This is a genomic window from Luethyella okanaganae, from assembly GCF_042660285.1.
Taxonomy (GTDB): Bacteria; Actinomycetota; Actinomycetes; order Actinomycetales; family Microbacteriaceae; genus Luethyella; species Luethyella okanaganae.
Map to the genome: position 1 here is coordinate 102,735 of NZ_JBHSTP010000003.1, position 14,757 is coordinate 117,491.

Annotated in this window: 19 protein-coding genes; 11 read left to right on the forward strand and 8 right to left on the reverse strand. The window is 68.0% G+C overall.

The features are described 5' to 3' along the window. Positions 1–104 precede the first annotated feature (104 nt). Both ACFQB0_RS11840 and ACFQB0_RS11845 read left to right on the forward strand, forming a co-directional pair. A complete protein-coding gene (locus tag ACFQB0_RS11840; RefSeq protein WP_386731797.1) occupies positions 105–1,565 on the forward strand; it encodes a sugar porter family MFS transporter in 1,461 nt (486 codons plus the stop codon). A gap of 99 nt (positions 1,566–1,664) precedes the next feature. Beyond that, on the forward strand, positions 1,665–2,015 hold the full coding sequence (locus ACFQB0_RS11845) for a hypothetical protein (protein ID WP_386731800.1): 351 nt from the start codon (positions 1,665–1,667) through the stop codon (positions 2,013–2,015). Positions 2,016–2,101: 86 nt separating this feature from the next. On the opposite strand, the gene ACFQB0_RS11850 is transcribed toward ACFQB0_RS11845, so the two are convergent. Then, a complete protein-coding gene (locus tag ACFQB0_RS11850; RefSeq protein ID WP_386731802.1) occupies positions 2,102–2,842 on the reverse strand; it encodes a glutamine amidotransferase in 741 nt (246 codons plus the stop codon). Between the two features lie 108 nt (positions 2,843–2,950). Between ACFQB0_RS11850 and ACFQB0_RS11855 the strand changes: the two genes are divergently transcribed. Further along, a complete protein-coding gene (locus tag ACFQB0_RS11855) occupies positions 2,951–3,403 on the forward strand; it encodes a MarR family winged helix-turn-helix transcriptional regulator (RefSeq protein WP_386731803.1) in 453 nt (150 codons plus the stop codon). A gap of 47 nt (positions 3,404–3,450) precedes the next feature. After that, positions 3,451–3,606: a hypothetical protein gene (locus ACFQB0_RS11860; RefSeq protein ID WP_386731806.1), complete on the forward strand. Its 156-nt coding sequence runs from the start codon at positions 3,451–3,453 to the stop codon at positions 3,604–3,606. A gap of 128 nt (positions 3,607–3,734) precedes the next feature. Here the strand turns inward: ACFQB0_RS11860 and ACFQB0_RS11865 are convergent, their stop codons facing one another. Beyond that, positions 3,735–4,394: a LysR substrate-binding domain-containing protein gene (locus ACFQB0_RS11865; RefSeq protein ID WP_386731808.1), complete on the reverse strand. Its 660-nt coding sequence runs from the start codon at positions 4,392–4,394 to the stop codon at positions 3,735–3,737. Between the two features lie 129 nt (positions 4,395–4,523). Between ACFQB0_RS11865 and ACFQB0_RS11870 the strand changes: the two genes are divergently transcribed. Further along, on the forward strand, positions 4,524–4,901 hold the full coding sequence (locus ACFQB0_RS11870) for a DUF5997 family protein (RefSeq protein WP_386732803.1): 378 nt from the start codon (positions 4,524–4,526) through the stop codon (positions 4,899–4,901). 9 nt (positions 4,902–4,910) lie between these two features. On the opposite strand, the gene ACFQB0_RS11875 is transcribed toward ACFQB0_RS11870, so the two are convergent. Beyond that, positions 4,911–5,561 carry an alpha/beta hydrolase gene (locus tag ACFQB0_RS11875; RefSeq protein ID WP_386731810.1) on the reverse strand — a complete coding sequence of 217 codons (651 nt, stop codon included), beginning with the start codon at positions 5,559–5,561 and terminating at the stop codon, positions 4,911–4,913. 145 nt (positions 5,562–5,706) lie between these two features. On the opposite strand from ACFQB0_RS11875, the gene ACFQB0_RS11880 reads away from it, so the two are divergent. Then, on the forward strand, positions 5,707–6,138 hold the full coding sequence (locus tag ACFQB0_RS11880) for a DUF6157 family protein (protein ID WP_386731813.1): 432 nt from the start codon (positions 5,707–5,709) through the stop codon (positions 6,136–6,138). A 68-nt stretch (positions 6,139–6,206) separates the two neighbouring features. Continuing rightward, a complete protein-coding gene (locus tag ACFQB0_RS11885) occupies positions 6,207–6,794 on the forward strand; it encodes an NUDIX hydrolase family protein (RefSeq protein WP_386731816.1) in 588 nt (195 codons plus the stop codon). Here the strand turns inward: ACFQB0_RS11885 and ACFQB0_RS11890 are convergent. Next, a complete protein-coding gene (locus ACFQB0_RS11890) occupies positions 6,791–7,063 on the reverse strand; it encodes a hypothetical protein (protein WP_386731818.1) in 273 nt (90 codons plus the stop codon). The genes ACFQB0_RS11885 and ACFQB0_RS11890 overlap by 4 nt on opposite strands. Before the next feature lie 119 nt (positions 7,064–7,182). Between ACFQB0_RS11890 and ACFQB0_RS11895 the strand changes: the two genes are divergently transcribed. Beyond that, complete coding sequence (locus ACFQB0_RS11895) at positions 7,183–7,377, forward strand: hypothetical protein (RefSeq protein ID WP_386731820.1); 195 nt, start codon at positions 7,183–7,185, stop codon at positions 7,375–7,377. Between the two features lie 328 nt (positions 7,378–7,705). Here the strand turns inward: ACFQB0_RS11895 and ACFQB0_RS11900 are convergent, their stop codons facing one another. Together ACFQB0_RS11900 and ACFQB0_RS11905 are read right to left on the reverse strand one after the other, a co-directional pair. After that, on the reverse strand, positions 7,706–8,209 hold the full coding sequence (locus ACFQB0_RS11900) for a GNAT family N-acetyltransferase (RefSeq protein ID WP_386731823.1): 504 nt from the start codon (positions 8,207–8,209) through the stop codon (positions 7,706–7,708). Positions 8,210–8,560: 351 nt separating this feature from the next. Then, positions 8,561–10,162, reverse strand: a complete 1,602-nt coding sequence (locus tag ACFQB0_RS11905; RefSeq protein WP_386731825.1) for a DEAD/DEAH box helicase — start codon at positions 10,160–10,162, stop codon at positions 8,561–8,563. Between the two features lie 610 nt (positions 10,163–10,772). On the opposite strand from ACFQB0_RS11905, the gene ACFQB0_RS11910 reads away from it, so the two are divergent. Beyond that, the gene (locus ACFQB0_RS11910) at positions 10,773–11,324 is read left to right on the forward strand and encodes an OsmC family protein (RefSeq protein ID WP_386731827.1); all 552 of its coding nucleotides are present in this window, start codon (positions 10,773–10,775) and stop codon (positions 11,322–11,324) included. A gap of 354 nt (positions 11,325–11,678) precedes the next feature. Here ACFQB0_RS11910 and ACFQB0_RS11915 read toward each other — a convergent pair whose 3' ends face one another. Beyond that, positions 11,679–12,314 carry a DUF1684 domain-containing protein gene (locus ACFQB0_RS11915; protein WP_386731830.1) on the reverse strand — a complete coding sequence of 212 codons (636 nt, stop codon included), beginning with the start codon at positions 12,312–12,314 and terminating at the stop codon, positions 11,679–11,681. Positions 12,315–12,411: 97 nt separating this feature from the next. Here ACFQB0_RS11915 and ACFQB0_RS11920 point away from each other — a divergent pair, with 97 nt between their 5' ends. Continuing rightward, positions 12,412–12,876, forward strand: coding sequence for an EVE domain-containing protein (locus tag ACFQB0_RS11920; protein WP_386731831.1), 465 nt, complete (start codon positions 12,412–12,414; stop codon positions 12,874–12,876). On the opposite strand, the gene ACFQB0_RS11925 is transcribed toward ACFQB0_RS11920, so the two are convergent. Then, positions 12,833–13,363, reverse strand: coding sequence for a hypothetical protein (locus ACFQB0_RS11925; RefSeq protein WP_386731833.1), 531 nt, complete (start codon positions 13,361–13,363; stop codon positions 12,833–12,835). The two genes, ACFQB0_RS11920 and ACFQB0_RS11925, sit on opposite strands and share 44 nt — an antisense overlap. A gap of 82 nt (positions 13,364–13,445) precedes the next feature. On the opposite strand from ACFQB0_RS11925, the gene ACFQB0_RS11930 reads away from it, so the two are divergent. Beyond that, entirely contained in the window at positions 13,446–14,729 is a 1,284-nt protein-coding gene (locus ACFQB0_RS11930) for a hypothetical protein (protein ID WP_386731835.1), read from the forward strand. Positions 14,730–14,757: the final 28 nt, after the last annotated feature.

Sequence of the window (14,757 nt, forward strand, 5' to 3'; positions counted from 1 at the left end):
TGGTCGTCGAAAAACGCAAATGTATGTTTGACCTGACAAAGCTGTTGTGACACAATGTCAGGACATTGGGTGCAATGTGAGCATCCTCGGACGAAGGAGTCTTCATGGCCAGTACACACTCGGAGGCTGCAAGTACCCTCCCGCCTCTTGCCGTAGGTCCGTACCGCAAGCGGCTCGGCCTCATCTCGGTCGTCGCCTGTTTCGGCGGGCTGCTCTTCGGCTACGACACCGGGGTCATCAACGGCGCACTGCGCCCGATGACGGGCGAGCTCGGACTGACGCCGCTCACGGAAGGCGTGGTCACCAGCTCGCTGGTGTTCGCCGCCGCGGTGGGCGCGATCTTCTGCGGGCGGCTCTCCGATGGCTGGGGGCGGCGCAAGACGATCCTTCTGCTCGCCATCCTCTTCTTCGCCGGCACCATGGTCGTCGTGTTATCGCCCGGCTTCGAGGTGCTCGTCGTCGGCCGCATCCTCCTCGGTCTCGCCGTCGGTGGCGCGTCAACGGTCGTTCCGGTGTTCCTTTCTGAACTCGCGCCATACGAGATCCGCGGCTCGATCGCCGGCCGCAATGAGCTTGCCATCGTCATCGGCCAGCTCTCTGCCTTCATCGTCAATGCGATCATCGGCAACGTGTTCAGCGAGTATCACGGCGTCTGGCGCGTCATGTTCGCCATCTGCGCGCTGCCAGCGGTCGCACTGTTCGTCGGTATGCTCCGGATGCCCGAGTCACCCAGGTGGCTTGTCGAGAAGGGGCGCTACGACGAGGCGCTTGCCGTGCTGAAGACCGTCCGCTCCGAGGACCGTGCGCTCGCAGAGCTCGGCGACGTGGAGCACATCGCGAAGGAGGAACGGGAGGAACGCCAGGTCGGGTTGCGCGCGATCCTCACCAACAGGTGGCTGATCCGCATCCTGCTGGTCGGAATCGGGCTCGGCATCGCCCAGCAGCTCACCGGCATCAACTCGATCATGTACTACGGCCAGACGGTGCTCGTCGAATCCGGGTTCGATGAAAGCGCCGCACTCATCGCCAACATCGCGCCCGGGATCATCGCCGTGATCGGCGGCGTCATCGGGCTCATGCTCATGGACCGGCTCGACCGGCGCAAGACCTTCATCATCGGCTTCAGCCTCACGACCATCTCCCACCTGCTCATCGGCGTCGCCTCGATGACGATCGAGGTGGGCAACCCCCTCCGTCCCTATGTGATCCTGGCCCTGGTCGTGTTGTTCGTCGGCTCGATGCAGACCTTCCTCAACATCGCCGTATGGGTGTACCTCTCCGAGGTCTTCCCGTTGCACATGCGCGGACTCGGTACCGGCATCGCAATCCTCATGCTCTGGATCACGAACGGATTCCTCTCGCTCTACTTCCCGTCGCTCGTCACGGGGGTGGGGATCACCGGTACCTTCTTCCTCTTCGCCGCGGTCGGCGTCCTGGCGCTGATCTTCGTCATCACCCAGGTGCCGGAAACGCGCGGACGAACCCTCGAAGCGCTCGAAGAGGACGTGTCGACCGGAGCGATCTACGTCGTCTCCGATCGCGACGCCCAACGCGCCCGCCGCTAGGGGTCGAGCCTGGAGAGCCCCGCTGGTCCACCGACCGGGGCTCTTCGGTGTCTGCCGGTGGCTCGTCTGCGTCGCCGGACTGCACATAGACTCTCGGGCATGCCCGAGAACTGGATCGAACATCGACGCGGCATGGGCGGTGAACGTCTCGGCTGGATGAAGCCTGTCGGAATCGGCTTCGTCGCGCTTGACCTTCTCGGACGGGAGAGGACGGGCGTCGTCGATTGGCTTGAGGCGGAAGAGACGCTCGAGAATCTCGGCATCGGGTATCTCGCTGACCCGTATGAGCTACAGCTGGACAGCGGCGACTGGCTGCGCGTCCGCCTGACCGAAACATCCGCTCAAGAGATACGGGTGAAGAAGGACGACTGGGGTGCCGTGGGCGCACCGCAGCTGTTCTACACGCTCTCATTCCCCGCGCCTGACACTTTGCGGTCGCTTCCGCACTAAACGATCCCTTTGCGAGACCGTAGCTCCCCGCCTAACGAGGATCGGCGAAACTCCCGACCGCGGTCCCGTCGAGAAGGATGCCCAGTCTAGCCTCCGTAGTGTTCCACGAAGCGAGCCATCAGCCGACGCGGTTCCGTGACGACGGATGCCGCGAGCCGCATCGCGACCTGTGCGAGTTCGTCCGCGGGGAAGTAGCCGTGGTGCTGGTAGACGTAGGCCCGCGCGATGAAGTCCTCGGGTAACACCTCCGGGTGGAACTGGGTCGCATAGACGTTGCTGCCCACCCGGTACACCTGCACGGGGCACTCGTCTGAGGTCGCGAGCAGCACGGCCGCCTCGGGCAGCTCGCTCGTCGACTCCTTGTGTCCGACGAGGGCGGTGAACTCGGGGTGGAGCGATCCGAGCAGGGGGTCGGCGCGACCGGCATCCGTGAGGGAGACCGTGACGGGACCGGCTTCCTCGCCGAATCGAGTGTCGACCGAGCCGCCGAGCCGCTGAGTCAGCACTCCGATGCCGTAGCAGGTGAAGAGCAGGGGAAAGTCCTCGGCGATGCCCCAGACCGCCAGGCGTGCGAGGTCGGCTTCGACGCGAAGCTGCGTCGGAGACTTGCGTGCGGCATCCTGGCTCACGTTGTAGGGACTGCCTCCGACGATCGCGCCCGCGAACCGTGTGAGAGGCAGGGGTGGTAGCGGCTCGAGGTCGAGACGGTGGTGCAGGAGTCGCGCGGGGCCGAGGCCCGTCGCCGAGAGCATGGCCGCATACTCGGGTTGCACCGCGTCGTGTTCCGGGCGGACCGAGAGAAAGAGGAAGGGCCGGGCCGTCGTCACGCTGTTTCCACCTCTGTCGTTCGCCGTGGTGACTCCACAGTAGACGACGGGCGGATGCGGTGCGTGGCCTCGACGTCATGATCGAAATATTGTAAACTCATTAACAATATGGACCTCAGGGACTTGCCATCGTTCACGCTTCGCCGCGCGACACACCTTCTCGACCGCGTCGCCGATCGGCTGCTACAGAGGGAGTTCGGGTTGAGCTACTCCCTGTTCCTCGTGTTGCTCGCGCTCGCCGACGGCGGTCGGGCCAAGCAGACTGACATCGCCGACTCCCTCGACGTGTCGCGTGCATCGATCACGGCACGGGTGCGCGAGCTCGGGCGCCGCGGTCTCGTCGCGGTGTGTCAGAGCGCGGAGGACCCCCGCGCCAACACCGTCGCGCTGAGCCCCGAGGGCGAACGCCTGCTCGGGGCGGCCTGGGCGGCGCTCGAGAACGAGCCGGATGGGCTCGAGGCCGGTGTCGACATCGACGGCTTAGCCGCGCAACTCGACATCCTCATCGCCAAGGCTCAGCGGCACCTCGAACACCGGGAGGCCCGACGTGCTGCGCACTGAGGAACCGTGATGCGCACTGAGAATCGTGATGCGCACTGAGAATCGTGATGCGAACTGAGGAACGTGGTGACGGAGCGGTCGTCGCACCCGCACTGCTGGCCGCAGCGTCGATCGGGTCGTGGTCTCGGGGGCGCTCGTCGCGGTCGCCGTGGTGGACGCGCTCCATCGCCGCCGCGAACCTCGCGTTCTGGGAGCGGAGCTGATAGGGGGAGCTCGCCGCGCACGTACCGGATTTCCACGGGTGCTCGGCAGGTGTTCCTGACCGCTGAGTCCCGCGCCCCTCGACGTCTTCGAGCATTCCCGGCCCTGGCCGCGGCGCCCGCACCGCGATTCAGCGTTTGCCGCGCCGTGCCCGGTTGCTCGAGGCTGAGCCGCCCCCGCCACGGGCCGGCTTGCGGTCACGCCCCTTTGCGGCGGCTTTCGCGGCGGCGCGTTTCTCCGGCTTCGAGCTCGGGGTGGGGCTCGTGCGCGAGCTGTGCGCTGTGCGCCCGCGCACGATGCCGACGAACTCCTCGACCCCGTCGGTCGTGCGGTCGGCCAGCCAGACGAGGGCGATCTGCGTCTGCTCGGCATCCGTCACCGGCCGTGAGGTCAGATCCTTGCGGTGGTGCAGGCGCGCGATCGAATGGGGCACGACGATCACGCCGACGCCGGCCGCGACGAGCTCCATGGCCATCGACAAGTCGGTCCCGGTTACCCGTTCCTCCCCGTCGAGCTCCGCGAGGGTGATAGCGTCCGCCGCGGCGATCGCGTGATCCTCCGGCACGACGACGACCGGCACCTCGCGGTAGAGGGGGATGACGCTGAACCCATCGGAGTCGATCGGCAGGCGCACGAATGCGATGTCGGCGCGGCCGTCGCGCAGTGGCTCGAGCTGCTCGGCCTCATCGGTGCGGAACACCTCGAGCGCGAGATCCGGATGCCGCTCCGACCAGATGCGCATCCACTTGGTCGGCGTCACGCCTGCAACGAAGCCGAGTCTGAGGGTCACGGGCATCCTCTCACCGGGCCGCGGCGGATGTCGCGGCTGAGACCCAGGCTATACGCTGGGCACGTGAGCACCGAGGACAACGACCGGCCAGACACGCGTCAGCAGCCGCGCCCCAAGAAGACCCAGATGATGAAGCCAGAGACGGCGGCGAAAAAGCTGGGGATTCTGCTGGCCGCCGCCCCGCAGGAGCTCCGAGACGCGTCGATCACTCGCGAGCGGCTCGCCGAGCTGATGGCGAAGCCGCCGGCGTGGCTCGAGGAGCTGCGCAGGAACGGCCCGCACCCGCGTCCCGTCGTCGCGGCCAAGCTGGGAGTCTCGACCTCTGGCCTCGCGCGTGCCGGAATGACCGAGCCGCTCACGAGCGCCGAGATCCAGGAACTGTTGCAGACCATGCCGCAATGGCTCGTGACCGAGCGTGCCGTTCAGCACGAGGTGCGCGAGGAGCAGATCCGCGTCAAGAACACGAAGGCGGGCAAGGCGGCCCTCCGGTCCGAACGCGGAGAGTAGCGGCGCGGTCTACGTAGCCGCCCTACCGTACTGCAAGCGCAGGAACGCGACGACATCGGCGAGTTCCGCCTGCGACACCGAGTGCGACAAACCCTCGTAGATGCGTTCGGTGAGTGTCGCATGGCCGGGCAGCCAGGCCTGGGTGCGTTCGACGGCCGCCGATGGGATGACCGTGTCCGCCGTGCCGCGCCCCCAGAACACCGGGGGCTTACGCGCGCCGAGCTCCGTGTCGCCGGCCTGGCCGCCACCGACGAGGAAGCCGGCCAGCACGACCGCGAAGTCGAAGCGGCCCGGCGCCAGCCGCAGCAGTTGCAGCGCCATCGCGCCGCCCTGCGAGAACCCGAGCGGGGCGATGGATGTCGGCTGCACGCTCAGCCCGTCGAGCCATGCCAGCACCCCGCGGGCGGCATCCGTGACGTGCGCGGCATCGGGCTCCCCCGCCTGCTTGCCCACAGGGAACCAGGCGTGTCCTTGGCCTGCCGGGAGCGGTGCGCGCAGCGAGGCGATGACCGGTTCGAGCGGCAGATACGGTGCGAGGCCGAAGAGGTCGCCCTCGTTCGAACCGTAACCGTGCAGGAGCACGAGCAGCGGCCGCCCGGAGCGGTCGGACTCGCCCGCCGACCAGAGCACGGCGTCGGCGTCGATGGGAACTGCGGTCATGATTCCTCCGGTCGGATGCTGTCGTGGCTCGTCTGGCTTCGGGGAGCTTCGTGCGGCGCAGGCCGGTCGTCGCAGCCGAGTCCCTCGGCCAGCGGCGTCACCATGGCTTCTCTCCTCTGTCGGTCGCGCGATCTACACTGACGGTGTGGATCGCGTCGACTATGTCAATACTTTCATCGCCGTCGCCGAGGATTGCGCGGCGGTGGCGGGAACAGTGCCGCCCGAGAAGGCCGAGAACCCGTCGATCGCCGCGCGGACATGCCGCATGATCGCGGAGAACCCCTATGGGCACACCTCCGGAGACGTGATCTTCGAGGTCTACGCCGACCGCGCGGGCATTCCCGACGCGGAACGACCGGAGGCTCGAGCCGCCTACTACGGCATCGGCCGGGCCTGCCTGCGGTCGAGCGATCTCGGCAAGCGGTACGGCTGGGGCATCCACGCCGACGAGCGGGGCCGTATCGCCCTCGTCGGTGTCGAGACAGAGGAGTACGCGCGTCTCGCGAGCGGAGTCGCCGTCGCGGCATCCGGTGCGCCCATCGTCGTGACGCGGGCGATGCGCGGCAGCCGACGCTGACGGCCGCGGGCACTACGACTTTCCCACCTCCTCGTGGCGGATCGATCCATGTGGGACACAATGGAGGCATGAGCGTGCGCACACCGGACCCCGATCCGGACTGGACCCCGGATGCCGAGCCGCCGCCGCATCCGTCGAGTACCCCCGGTTGGCTGACCGATTTCGAGCTCGCGCAGATTCGGGAGCGACTGCCGCTGCTCTATGTCGAGGCGGTGCCCGTGCGGGTCGACGGTCTTGGGCAGGTGACCGAGCTCGGCGTGTTGCTGCGCGCCAACCCCCTCGGTGAGATGACACGCACCCTCGTCTCCGGTCGCGTGATGTACGGGGAGACCCTGCGCGATGCGCTGTTCCGGCATCTGGAGAAAGACCTCGGACCGATGGCGTTCCCCCAGCTTCCGCTCAGCCCTGTGCCGTTCTCGGTCGCAGAGTACTTCCCCCTGCCCGGCATCTCGGCCTTCACCGACGATCGCCAGCATGCGGTCTCGCTCGCCTACGTGGTCTCGGTCACGGGCACCTGCGAACCGCGGCAGGATGCGCTCGAGATCACCTGGATGACGCCGGAGGAGGCGGCGTCCGATGAGGTGTGCGCCGAGATGGAGGGTGGTCGCGGCGTTCTGCTGCGCCAGGCACTCGCCTCCGTCGGGGGTCTGCGCTAGCCTCGGATCCCCTGGCAGAGGTCGTCGTCCTTCATTCCGTGCAGGGTCTCCGCCCCGCCGTGCTCGACCTCGCCGGGCAGCTGCGTTCGGCAGGCCATGCCGTGCACACGCTCGACCTCTGGCACGGAGCCGTCTACGACACGATCGTCGAGGGCATGCAACACGCCGACAGTTCGAGCTTCGGCGAGCATGCGGCGCGCGTCGATGCCGCGGTGGCCGCGGTGCCGAGCGATGTCGTGTATCTCGGATACTCCTTCGGCGCGCTTCACGCGCACGGCTCGCCCAGGTGCGAGCCGGCGCTCGTGGGGTCGTTCTGCTGCACACCCTTCTGCTGCCAACGGCTTTCGATACCCTGTGGTCCGCCGGGCTGCCGCTGTAGGCGCACGGCATGTCCGACGACGAATGGATGGACTGGCCAGAACCGCGCGAGGCGATCGCCGAGATCGCCGCGGTCGCTCCCGCCGAGCTGTTCGAGTATCCGGGCGGCGGGCACCTCTTCACCGATGCCGGCTCACCCGACTACGATGCGGATGCCACGGTGCTCGCGCACGCGCGCATCCTGGAGTTCCTCGCCGCGCTGTGAGCCCGGCGCCGGTACCGGGGGTGGCTTCTCACAACGCTCCTCTCGGTGCCGGAGATCGTCTCTTCTATGAGAGACCGCTTACGATCGACAAACTGGGTGCGGTCGGCCTCGGCGCTTCGAACCGCGACAATGAGACCCTCGAGGTCGAGGCGCTGGCCAAGGTGGAACTCGCAGGCGCGCTCCGATCCGCGGCTCGGCATGTTCCGGGCCGAGTACCGACTCGCTTATCCGAGCCAGAGCGTGTAGTCCCGCGGAGCGTGTCACGTCGTCGAGGGCGATCTCGACCGTCTCCCGGTTAGCCGCAGATGACAGTCATTCATCCGGCTACTCAGCGGACGAGCCGGACCTCGTGGATCTCCTCGCCGAGGAACGGCTGCGTCTGTTCGCCGCCATCGGCGGTGAATCCGTTGCGTGCGTAGAAGCGGTGGGCGCGCGGGTTGTCGCTGGCGACCCAGAGGTAAACCGGGTGCTCGCCGACGGCTGCGTCGAAGAGCTTCTGACCGATTCCGGTGCCGTGGTAGGCGTCGAGCAGGTAGATGAAATAGAGTTCGCGATCGCGAGGCGCTTCCTTGTCGCGCGCGGGACCCGAGCCAGAGAAGCCGACGATCTCGCCGTCGACGAGTGCCGTGTACTGGTGGTAGTCATCGCCCTGGCTCATCCAGTGCGTCCAGAGTTCGGCCATGCGGCGTGGCGACAGAGTGGCGAGCGTCGCAGCGCTGATCAGATGGTCGTAGGTCTCGTGCCAGCATGTCGCGTGGACGCGGCCGAGGGCTTCGGCGTCGACGTCGCGCACGGGGCGGACGACGACGTCGACAACTGCATTGGTGCTCATGAGCTGAGACTAAGGCAGTCCCCACCCGTGTGCGAAATCGAGCCAGCGCAGAACCGGACGCGAGGATCCGGGATGCCGATCGCGACGTGCGGTGTCCGGTCCCCGCGATCGGCGGGTCTTGCCGCACCTGCAAGGCCGACTCGGGCACACGCGCCCGGGAGTGTTCACCGAGCCCGTGCCCCTGATCGGACCTGAGCGCTACCGCCCTGGCGATAGCGGGTGCTGAGAAAGGCGCACCGTCCTGAGGGTGCGATACCGAGATCCGCCGGGGCACGAGACATACCCTTGGCACCGGCGGATCACACGAGCTGAGCAGGATGCGTTGCGCGAAGATCGCTCGCGCGAAGAGGGCTAGCCCTGGGCGCGACGCGGACCGCGGCCCTGCGAGGGGCGCACGAGACTGCCAACCTGCAGGCCGCCAGAGCGGGTGCGACCTCCCTGACCCTGCGCGTGGCCCGAACCGGAGCTGGAGCGCGTGCTGCTGCCATGCGCCGCCGTGCGCGGCTGGCCGTGTTGGCCGCCCTGACCGGACGCCGCCGGGCGTCCGGAGCGGTCGCGCCGCGGACGACCCGTGCCGGAGACGTCAGTCTCGGGGCCCCGGCCGCGCCCGCCACGACGTGAGCCCTGGCCGTCGCCACGACCCGAACCACCCTGGCCGTCGCGGAGGGCGCGTTTGCGCTGGGCGTTGGCGCCCTGCGAACGCCCGCCGTTGCCGCCCTGGCCGTTGCTGCTCTGGCCGTTGCCGGACTGGACGGCGCGCGGTGCAGGCTTCACGTAGGCAGCGACCTCTCCGACGAGTGTGTCGACGGCGGCCGACGACGCGGACACCTGCTGCGGGGTCACGGTGATGGCGGCCTTGCGCATGAGCTGCGCGAGGTCCTTCTTCTGTGACGGGGTGATCACTGTCACGACGTCGCCCTCGCTGCCTGCGCGGGCCGTGCGGCCCGAGCGGTGCAAGTACGCCTTGTGCTCCGTGGGCGGGTCGACGTGCACGACGAGCTCGACGTTGTCGACGTGGACGCCACGGGCCGCGACGTCCGTTGCGACGAGAACCTTGACGTCACCGGCGCCGAACGACGCGAGGTTGCGGTCGCGAGCCACCTGCGAGAGATTTCCGTGCAGGTCGACGGCGGGGATTCCCGCATCGCTGAGCTGTTTGGCGAGCTTCTTGGCGTGATGCTTGGTGCGCATGAACAGGATGCGGCGACCGGTACCCGAGGCGAGCTTGTGCACGAGGTCTTTTTTGGCGTCGAGCGACTCGACCTCGAACACGTGGTGGGTCATCGCGGCGACGGGGGAGTTGGCCTCGTCGACGGAGTGCAGCACCTCGTTCTGCAGAAACTGGCGCACGAGCTTGTCTACGCCGTTGTCGAGCGTCGCCGAGAACAGCAGGCGCTGGCCACCGGCCGGGGTCTTGCCCAAGATGCGGGTGACGACCGGCAGAAAGCCGAGGTCGGCCATGTGGTCGGCTTCGTCGAGCACGGTGATCTCGACCGCGTCGAGCGTGATGAAGCCCTGTTTCATGAGATCTTCGAGGCGGCCGGGGCAGGCGACGACGATGTCGACGCCGTTCCTGAGTGCCGTGACCTGGCGGTTCTGCGAGACGCCACCGAAGATCGTGGTGGTCTTCAGCCCGTAGACGTCGGCGAATGGAGTGAGCGTGGCCGAGATCTGGGTGGCGAGCTCACGGGTCGGGGCGAGCACAAGGCCGAGCGGCCGACCGGGGCGGCGCTTGCCGCCGGCGAGCTTGCCGCCCAGGCGCGCGACCATGGGCAGCGAGAAGGCGATGGTCTTGCCGGAGCCGGTCTTTCCACGGCCGAGCACGTCGCGTCCTGCGAGCGTGTCCGGCAGGGTGTCAGCCTGGATCGGGAAGGGTTGGGTCTTTCCGTCTGCCGTGAGCACGGCGACGAGAGGGGCCGGCACGCCGAGCGTGCCGAAGGTGATTTCAGACAAAATGGTGCCTTTCGGGCGGAACCCCGGGCGACCGGCGGTCGCGGCGCATCTGGATGCGCGGAGTGGGGTGATAGTGGCGAAGGTGCCGGTGGGCACATCCGTTCGCCGTATGAAGAGTCAAATGGAGTCGCGGGGCCAGGCCCGGCGCACCGCGTGAAAGCGTTCTACGACGCAAGGAGCGCAGAAATACGCTCGCAAGTGGCTCCAGCCTAGCAGATGGTGATCCTGGGTGCGTCCGAGACTGACTCACCGGTGTTGACGGATCCAGCCAATCGTGCCGCTCGGGAGGAGTTCGTGAGCTCGGGAGGACCCTCTCGCTCGCAGGGGCCTCCCTTCCCTTCGGGTGCCTCTCTTCGTGTGAAGAGCCGGAGTGGGTGTGGAGAGCCGGAGTGGGTGTGGAGAGCCGGCGGGACATGGGCTCTCTGTCCTCGGAGTCGGGTCCCCGATTGTGGTCCTCCGTCACGCTTTCTGAGGGACCGACCGGGTGGAAGACCGCCGGTGTTATGACGCCGCGTGACGCGCAGGCATTCCCAGGGGAGAGATACCTCCGTAGCCTGACTGCCCAGGCACCAGAACCCCTTTCCATCCCCACCCCCCAGAGGAGCCAGCCATGACAAGCGCCAGCGTTGCCACAGTCCCCCCGATCACGCAGGATGAGCGCCACGAGCGGCTCGCCGCCGTCGCGACGAACTGGGTGAACACTCTCAAAACCGAGCCAGCGAAGGCGCAGCTCGTGTTCTCCGCCGATGGTAGCGGCGTCGGTTCCGTCGGAACCACGATCCGCACCGGCAAGCACACGTTCCAGGTCGACGAGCCGGCCGGTCTCGGCGGTGACAACGCGGCACCCAATCCCGTCGAGGTGGCGCTCGCCTCGCTCATCTCCTGCCAGGTGGTCACCTATCGGGTCTGGGCGCTCAACCTCGGCATCGTCGTCGACACCATCGACGCGAGTGCGGAGGGAGATCTCGACGTACACGGCTTCTTCGGCCTGGACGACACCGTGCGTCCCGGTTTCGCCGCCGTGCGGATCACTGTGAAGGTCAGCGGGCCGGAGAGCGAGGCACGCTACCGCGAGCTGCATGCCGCCGTCGACGCACACTGCCCCGTGCTCGACCTCTTCGCCAACCCGACGCCGGTGACGACGACACTCGTCGTCGACTGAGCATTCGGCGGCAGCGTTCTGTCTCGCCGCCTAAACGTGCTGCGCGGCCGTATCGGGGTCGAGGATGCCGCTCGGTGGCCAATCCCGTCCGGCTTCCTGGCTTCTCCGGCTCCTCTCGTCTGGTGAGAAGGCGATCGCGATAGCCCGACGATCGCGACGCGCCGAATCGCTTAGCGACATTGCAGTGTGCCGCCGCTCGGGCATGCGACGATTGGTCCGCACGTCCATCCCCCGGATGCACGTTCCGGGGTCTGCCGAGCCGTTCGGGTCGGCGAGGCAGGCCCCACCCCACCCTGTCCCGGTCCAGAGGATCCAGGTCCGAGGATGCTCCCAGGGCGCGGGGGCCTTCGTCGCTCAGGACACGGTGTGGTAGAGCTCGCCGACCGGGATCTCCAGGCCGATCGTATTGCCTGTCTGAGCCAGCGGACATGCCCACGACGGGTCGTAGGCGCACGAGGGGTTGTACGCGAAGTTGAGGTCGAGCACGAGCGTGTCGTCATCGGCGCCCGCGCCGAGATCGTGGCCCTTCACGGTATCGATGAGATAGCGCCCGCCGCCGTACGTCCCACCCGGCATCCCCGCCAGCGCGTCCTTGACCGGCAGGAAGAGTCCGCCGCCATAGCTGGCGAGACGCCACACGTCGAGGGTCCCGAGGTAAGGGATGCGCACGCTGCCGACGAGCGAGAATGGCACGGTTCCGTCAGTACCCGTCTCGACCTCGATGCGATGCGGCTCCTCTGTGCGATGCACTTCGAGCTCGAAACGCCAGTCCGGGTCGTAGCTTGCGACGGGCAGACCGGTGAAGGCCGCCCGATCGTCGGGCAGCAGCGGCGATGCGGCATGGCCGGCGAAGAGCTCGTCGCGTCCGGAGCGCCACAATTGGTGTCCGGCCTCCGGATCGTGCACGCTGAGCTGCCGGACACCGGCATACAGCCCGAACATCCGGCGGCGCCAATCGGACACCTGAAGAGCCCCCAGCGTCGTAGTCATGAGGTCAGGCTAGCCGTTCGTGCAGCCTGAGTGGTCGACAGCGCGGTGAACGGTGTGTGTGGCCAGCGATGTCGGTGCCATGCACCACAATCGACTCATGGCGATTCGCTACTGGCTCGGAGTCGTGCAGCGCGAGCATGTGCTGCGCGGGGTCTCGCTCGGCATCGCGCAACTCAACCATGGCTCGAGGTCGTCGATCTCCCGGCTGGGCGAGAGCGACGGCCTCGTCTACTATTCGCCCAAGACGAGCTTTCCCGATGGAGAGCGGTTGCGCGAGTTCACCGCGATCGGACGCGTCGCCGCCGGCGAGGTCTATCAGGCGACAGACGGTCCGGCCATGACGACGGCCTCGGGAGAGACGTTCCGCCCGTGGCGCCGCCGCGTCGACTACGACCACGCCGCGGTCGCGGCTCCGATCGGACCGCTCCTGCCTGTGCTCGACTTCACGAGCGCATCGTCGAACTGGGGTTTCCAGCTACGACGCGGACTGATCGAGCTGAGCAGGCATGATTTCGACGTCATCCGTGAGCAGATGCGACCGCCGTCTGCGGACGATCGCTGAGCTCCGGCTCAAAGGACCAGCTCGGTGCGAGCTGCCGCAGGCGGTGGCCGCGCCATTGCCAGAACGCCCAGATCGAGTACCAGATCGCCGGGGTGAGAACCCCTGCTCGCACGATCAGGCGGTCACGGTAAAGTGTGCCACCGGAGCCGCCAGGATCGGGTGAGACCGCCATCCTGTGGTCCCAATCCCGCAAGCCGGCCATGATGCCGCTGCGGCCACCGCCTCCGTCACGCATCATGCGCACGCCGGGCGAAAGCGCGGTGGGAAAACTCAGGTCGATCACCTCGTCTCCGACGGGCAGGCTGCGGAATGCGAGCGCACGCACGCGGTGCTCACCCTCTGACCATTGCGTTGGAAACCCGCCCGGCTCCAGTGAGGAGAGGTCGAGCCACGGCGTCACGACCTCCCGCAGCACGGCCGGGCTGCGGATGGCGCGCCAGGCGGCATCCGGATCGCAATCGAGCACGAGCTTCAGCAGCACCCTCATGCCTCGAGGCTAGAACGTCCGTCTGTGCAGAGCCGGGGAGACGCCCAGGCGGGCGACAGACCCGCCAACTAAACTCCTGTTCATGTCGGAAGCGCTCTGGTGGTTGCCCTCGCTCCTGGTGTTCGGCGTCGCGTTCGCCGGTGCGGTGGCCGGTATCGTCGCGTTGCGCCGTAGCGGGGCACGTCGTGGCGAGGCGGCGGATGCGGCCTTGCTGGAACTGCAGCGCCAGGCAGGCAGCATGCTCGTACGTGCCGACAATCGCGTGCAGGAGAGCGAGGACGAACTCGCGTTCGCCCTCGCCCAGTTCGGTGAGGCGGAGGTCGTCGACTACCGTGCGGCCATCGGCACCGCACGTCGTCGTCTGCGTGAGGCGTTCCTGGTGCAGCAACGACTCGACGACGACGAGCCGGACACTCGGGAACAGCGTCGTCGCCGGAACGAGCAGATCGTCGAGCTGTGCGAGTCGGTCGAGAGTGCGCTCGTGCATCAGGACGCGCAGTTCCGCGCCCGCCGGGCCGTCGAGCGCGCCGCGCCGGATGAGCTCGAGGCCATCCGTGCGCTTCTGCGGCCGACCGATTCCCGTTCCGAGAAGTCGCGCGCCGCCGTCGTTCGCTTTCAGGAGCGATATGCGCCGTCGGCACTTGTGCCCCTCGAGGCGGCACTCGATCAGGCGACGAGCCTCATCGTCTCGGCTAGCGGGCACCTGGATGCGTCGTCGGCGCGCATCGCGGACGGGACGGCCCAGCCGGTCGCCGACACACTGCGTTCGGCGCGCGACGACACGATCCGCGCCGGGAAGGCCCTCGACGCCCTCGAGAGGGCTGCGGGAGAGCTCACGGCGGCCGAGGTCGCGCTCGCCGGGGCGACGGTGCAACTGCGCGACGGGATCGTCTCTGCCCGAGCCGTGCGGGACACACACGACGACGCCTCGGAGGCCGCGCGCCTCAATGCGGCGATCGACGACGCGAACGCCCTGCTCGCCGCTCACGCTCACGCTCCCGCTGGCCGGCTGCCGGATCCGCTCGCGGAGCTCGACGGCCTGAGGGACGCCATCGCCCGCCTCGACACCGCCACGGCCGGTGCGCGGGGGCAACAGGACCGCCTCGAGCATGCTCGGCAGGCATTGGCCGGTGCGCTCGTCTCGGCGCGCAGCCATATCGTCGTGGCGAGGGATTACGTCGCGGCGCGGCGCAGTGCTGTCGGGGCTGCCGCCCGCACACGCCTGGCAGAGGCCGAACGCCAGCTCATGCTCGCCGAGGCGGAGTCCGACCCTGTCGCCGCGCTCGACACGGCGCGCCGCGCCATCGTGCACGCGAACGATGCCGACGCGCTCGCCCGCTACGATGTCGAGGTCCGGGGGAGTTGAGTCCGAGCCGCCGCCAGGCGAATACGAT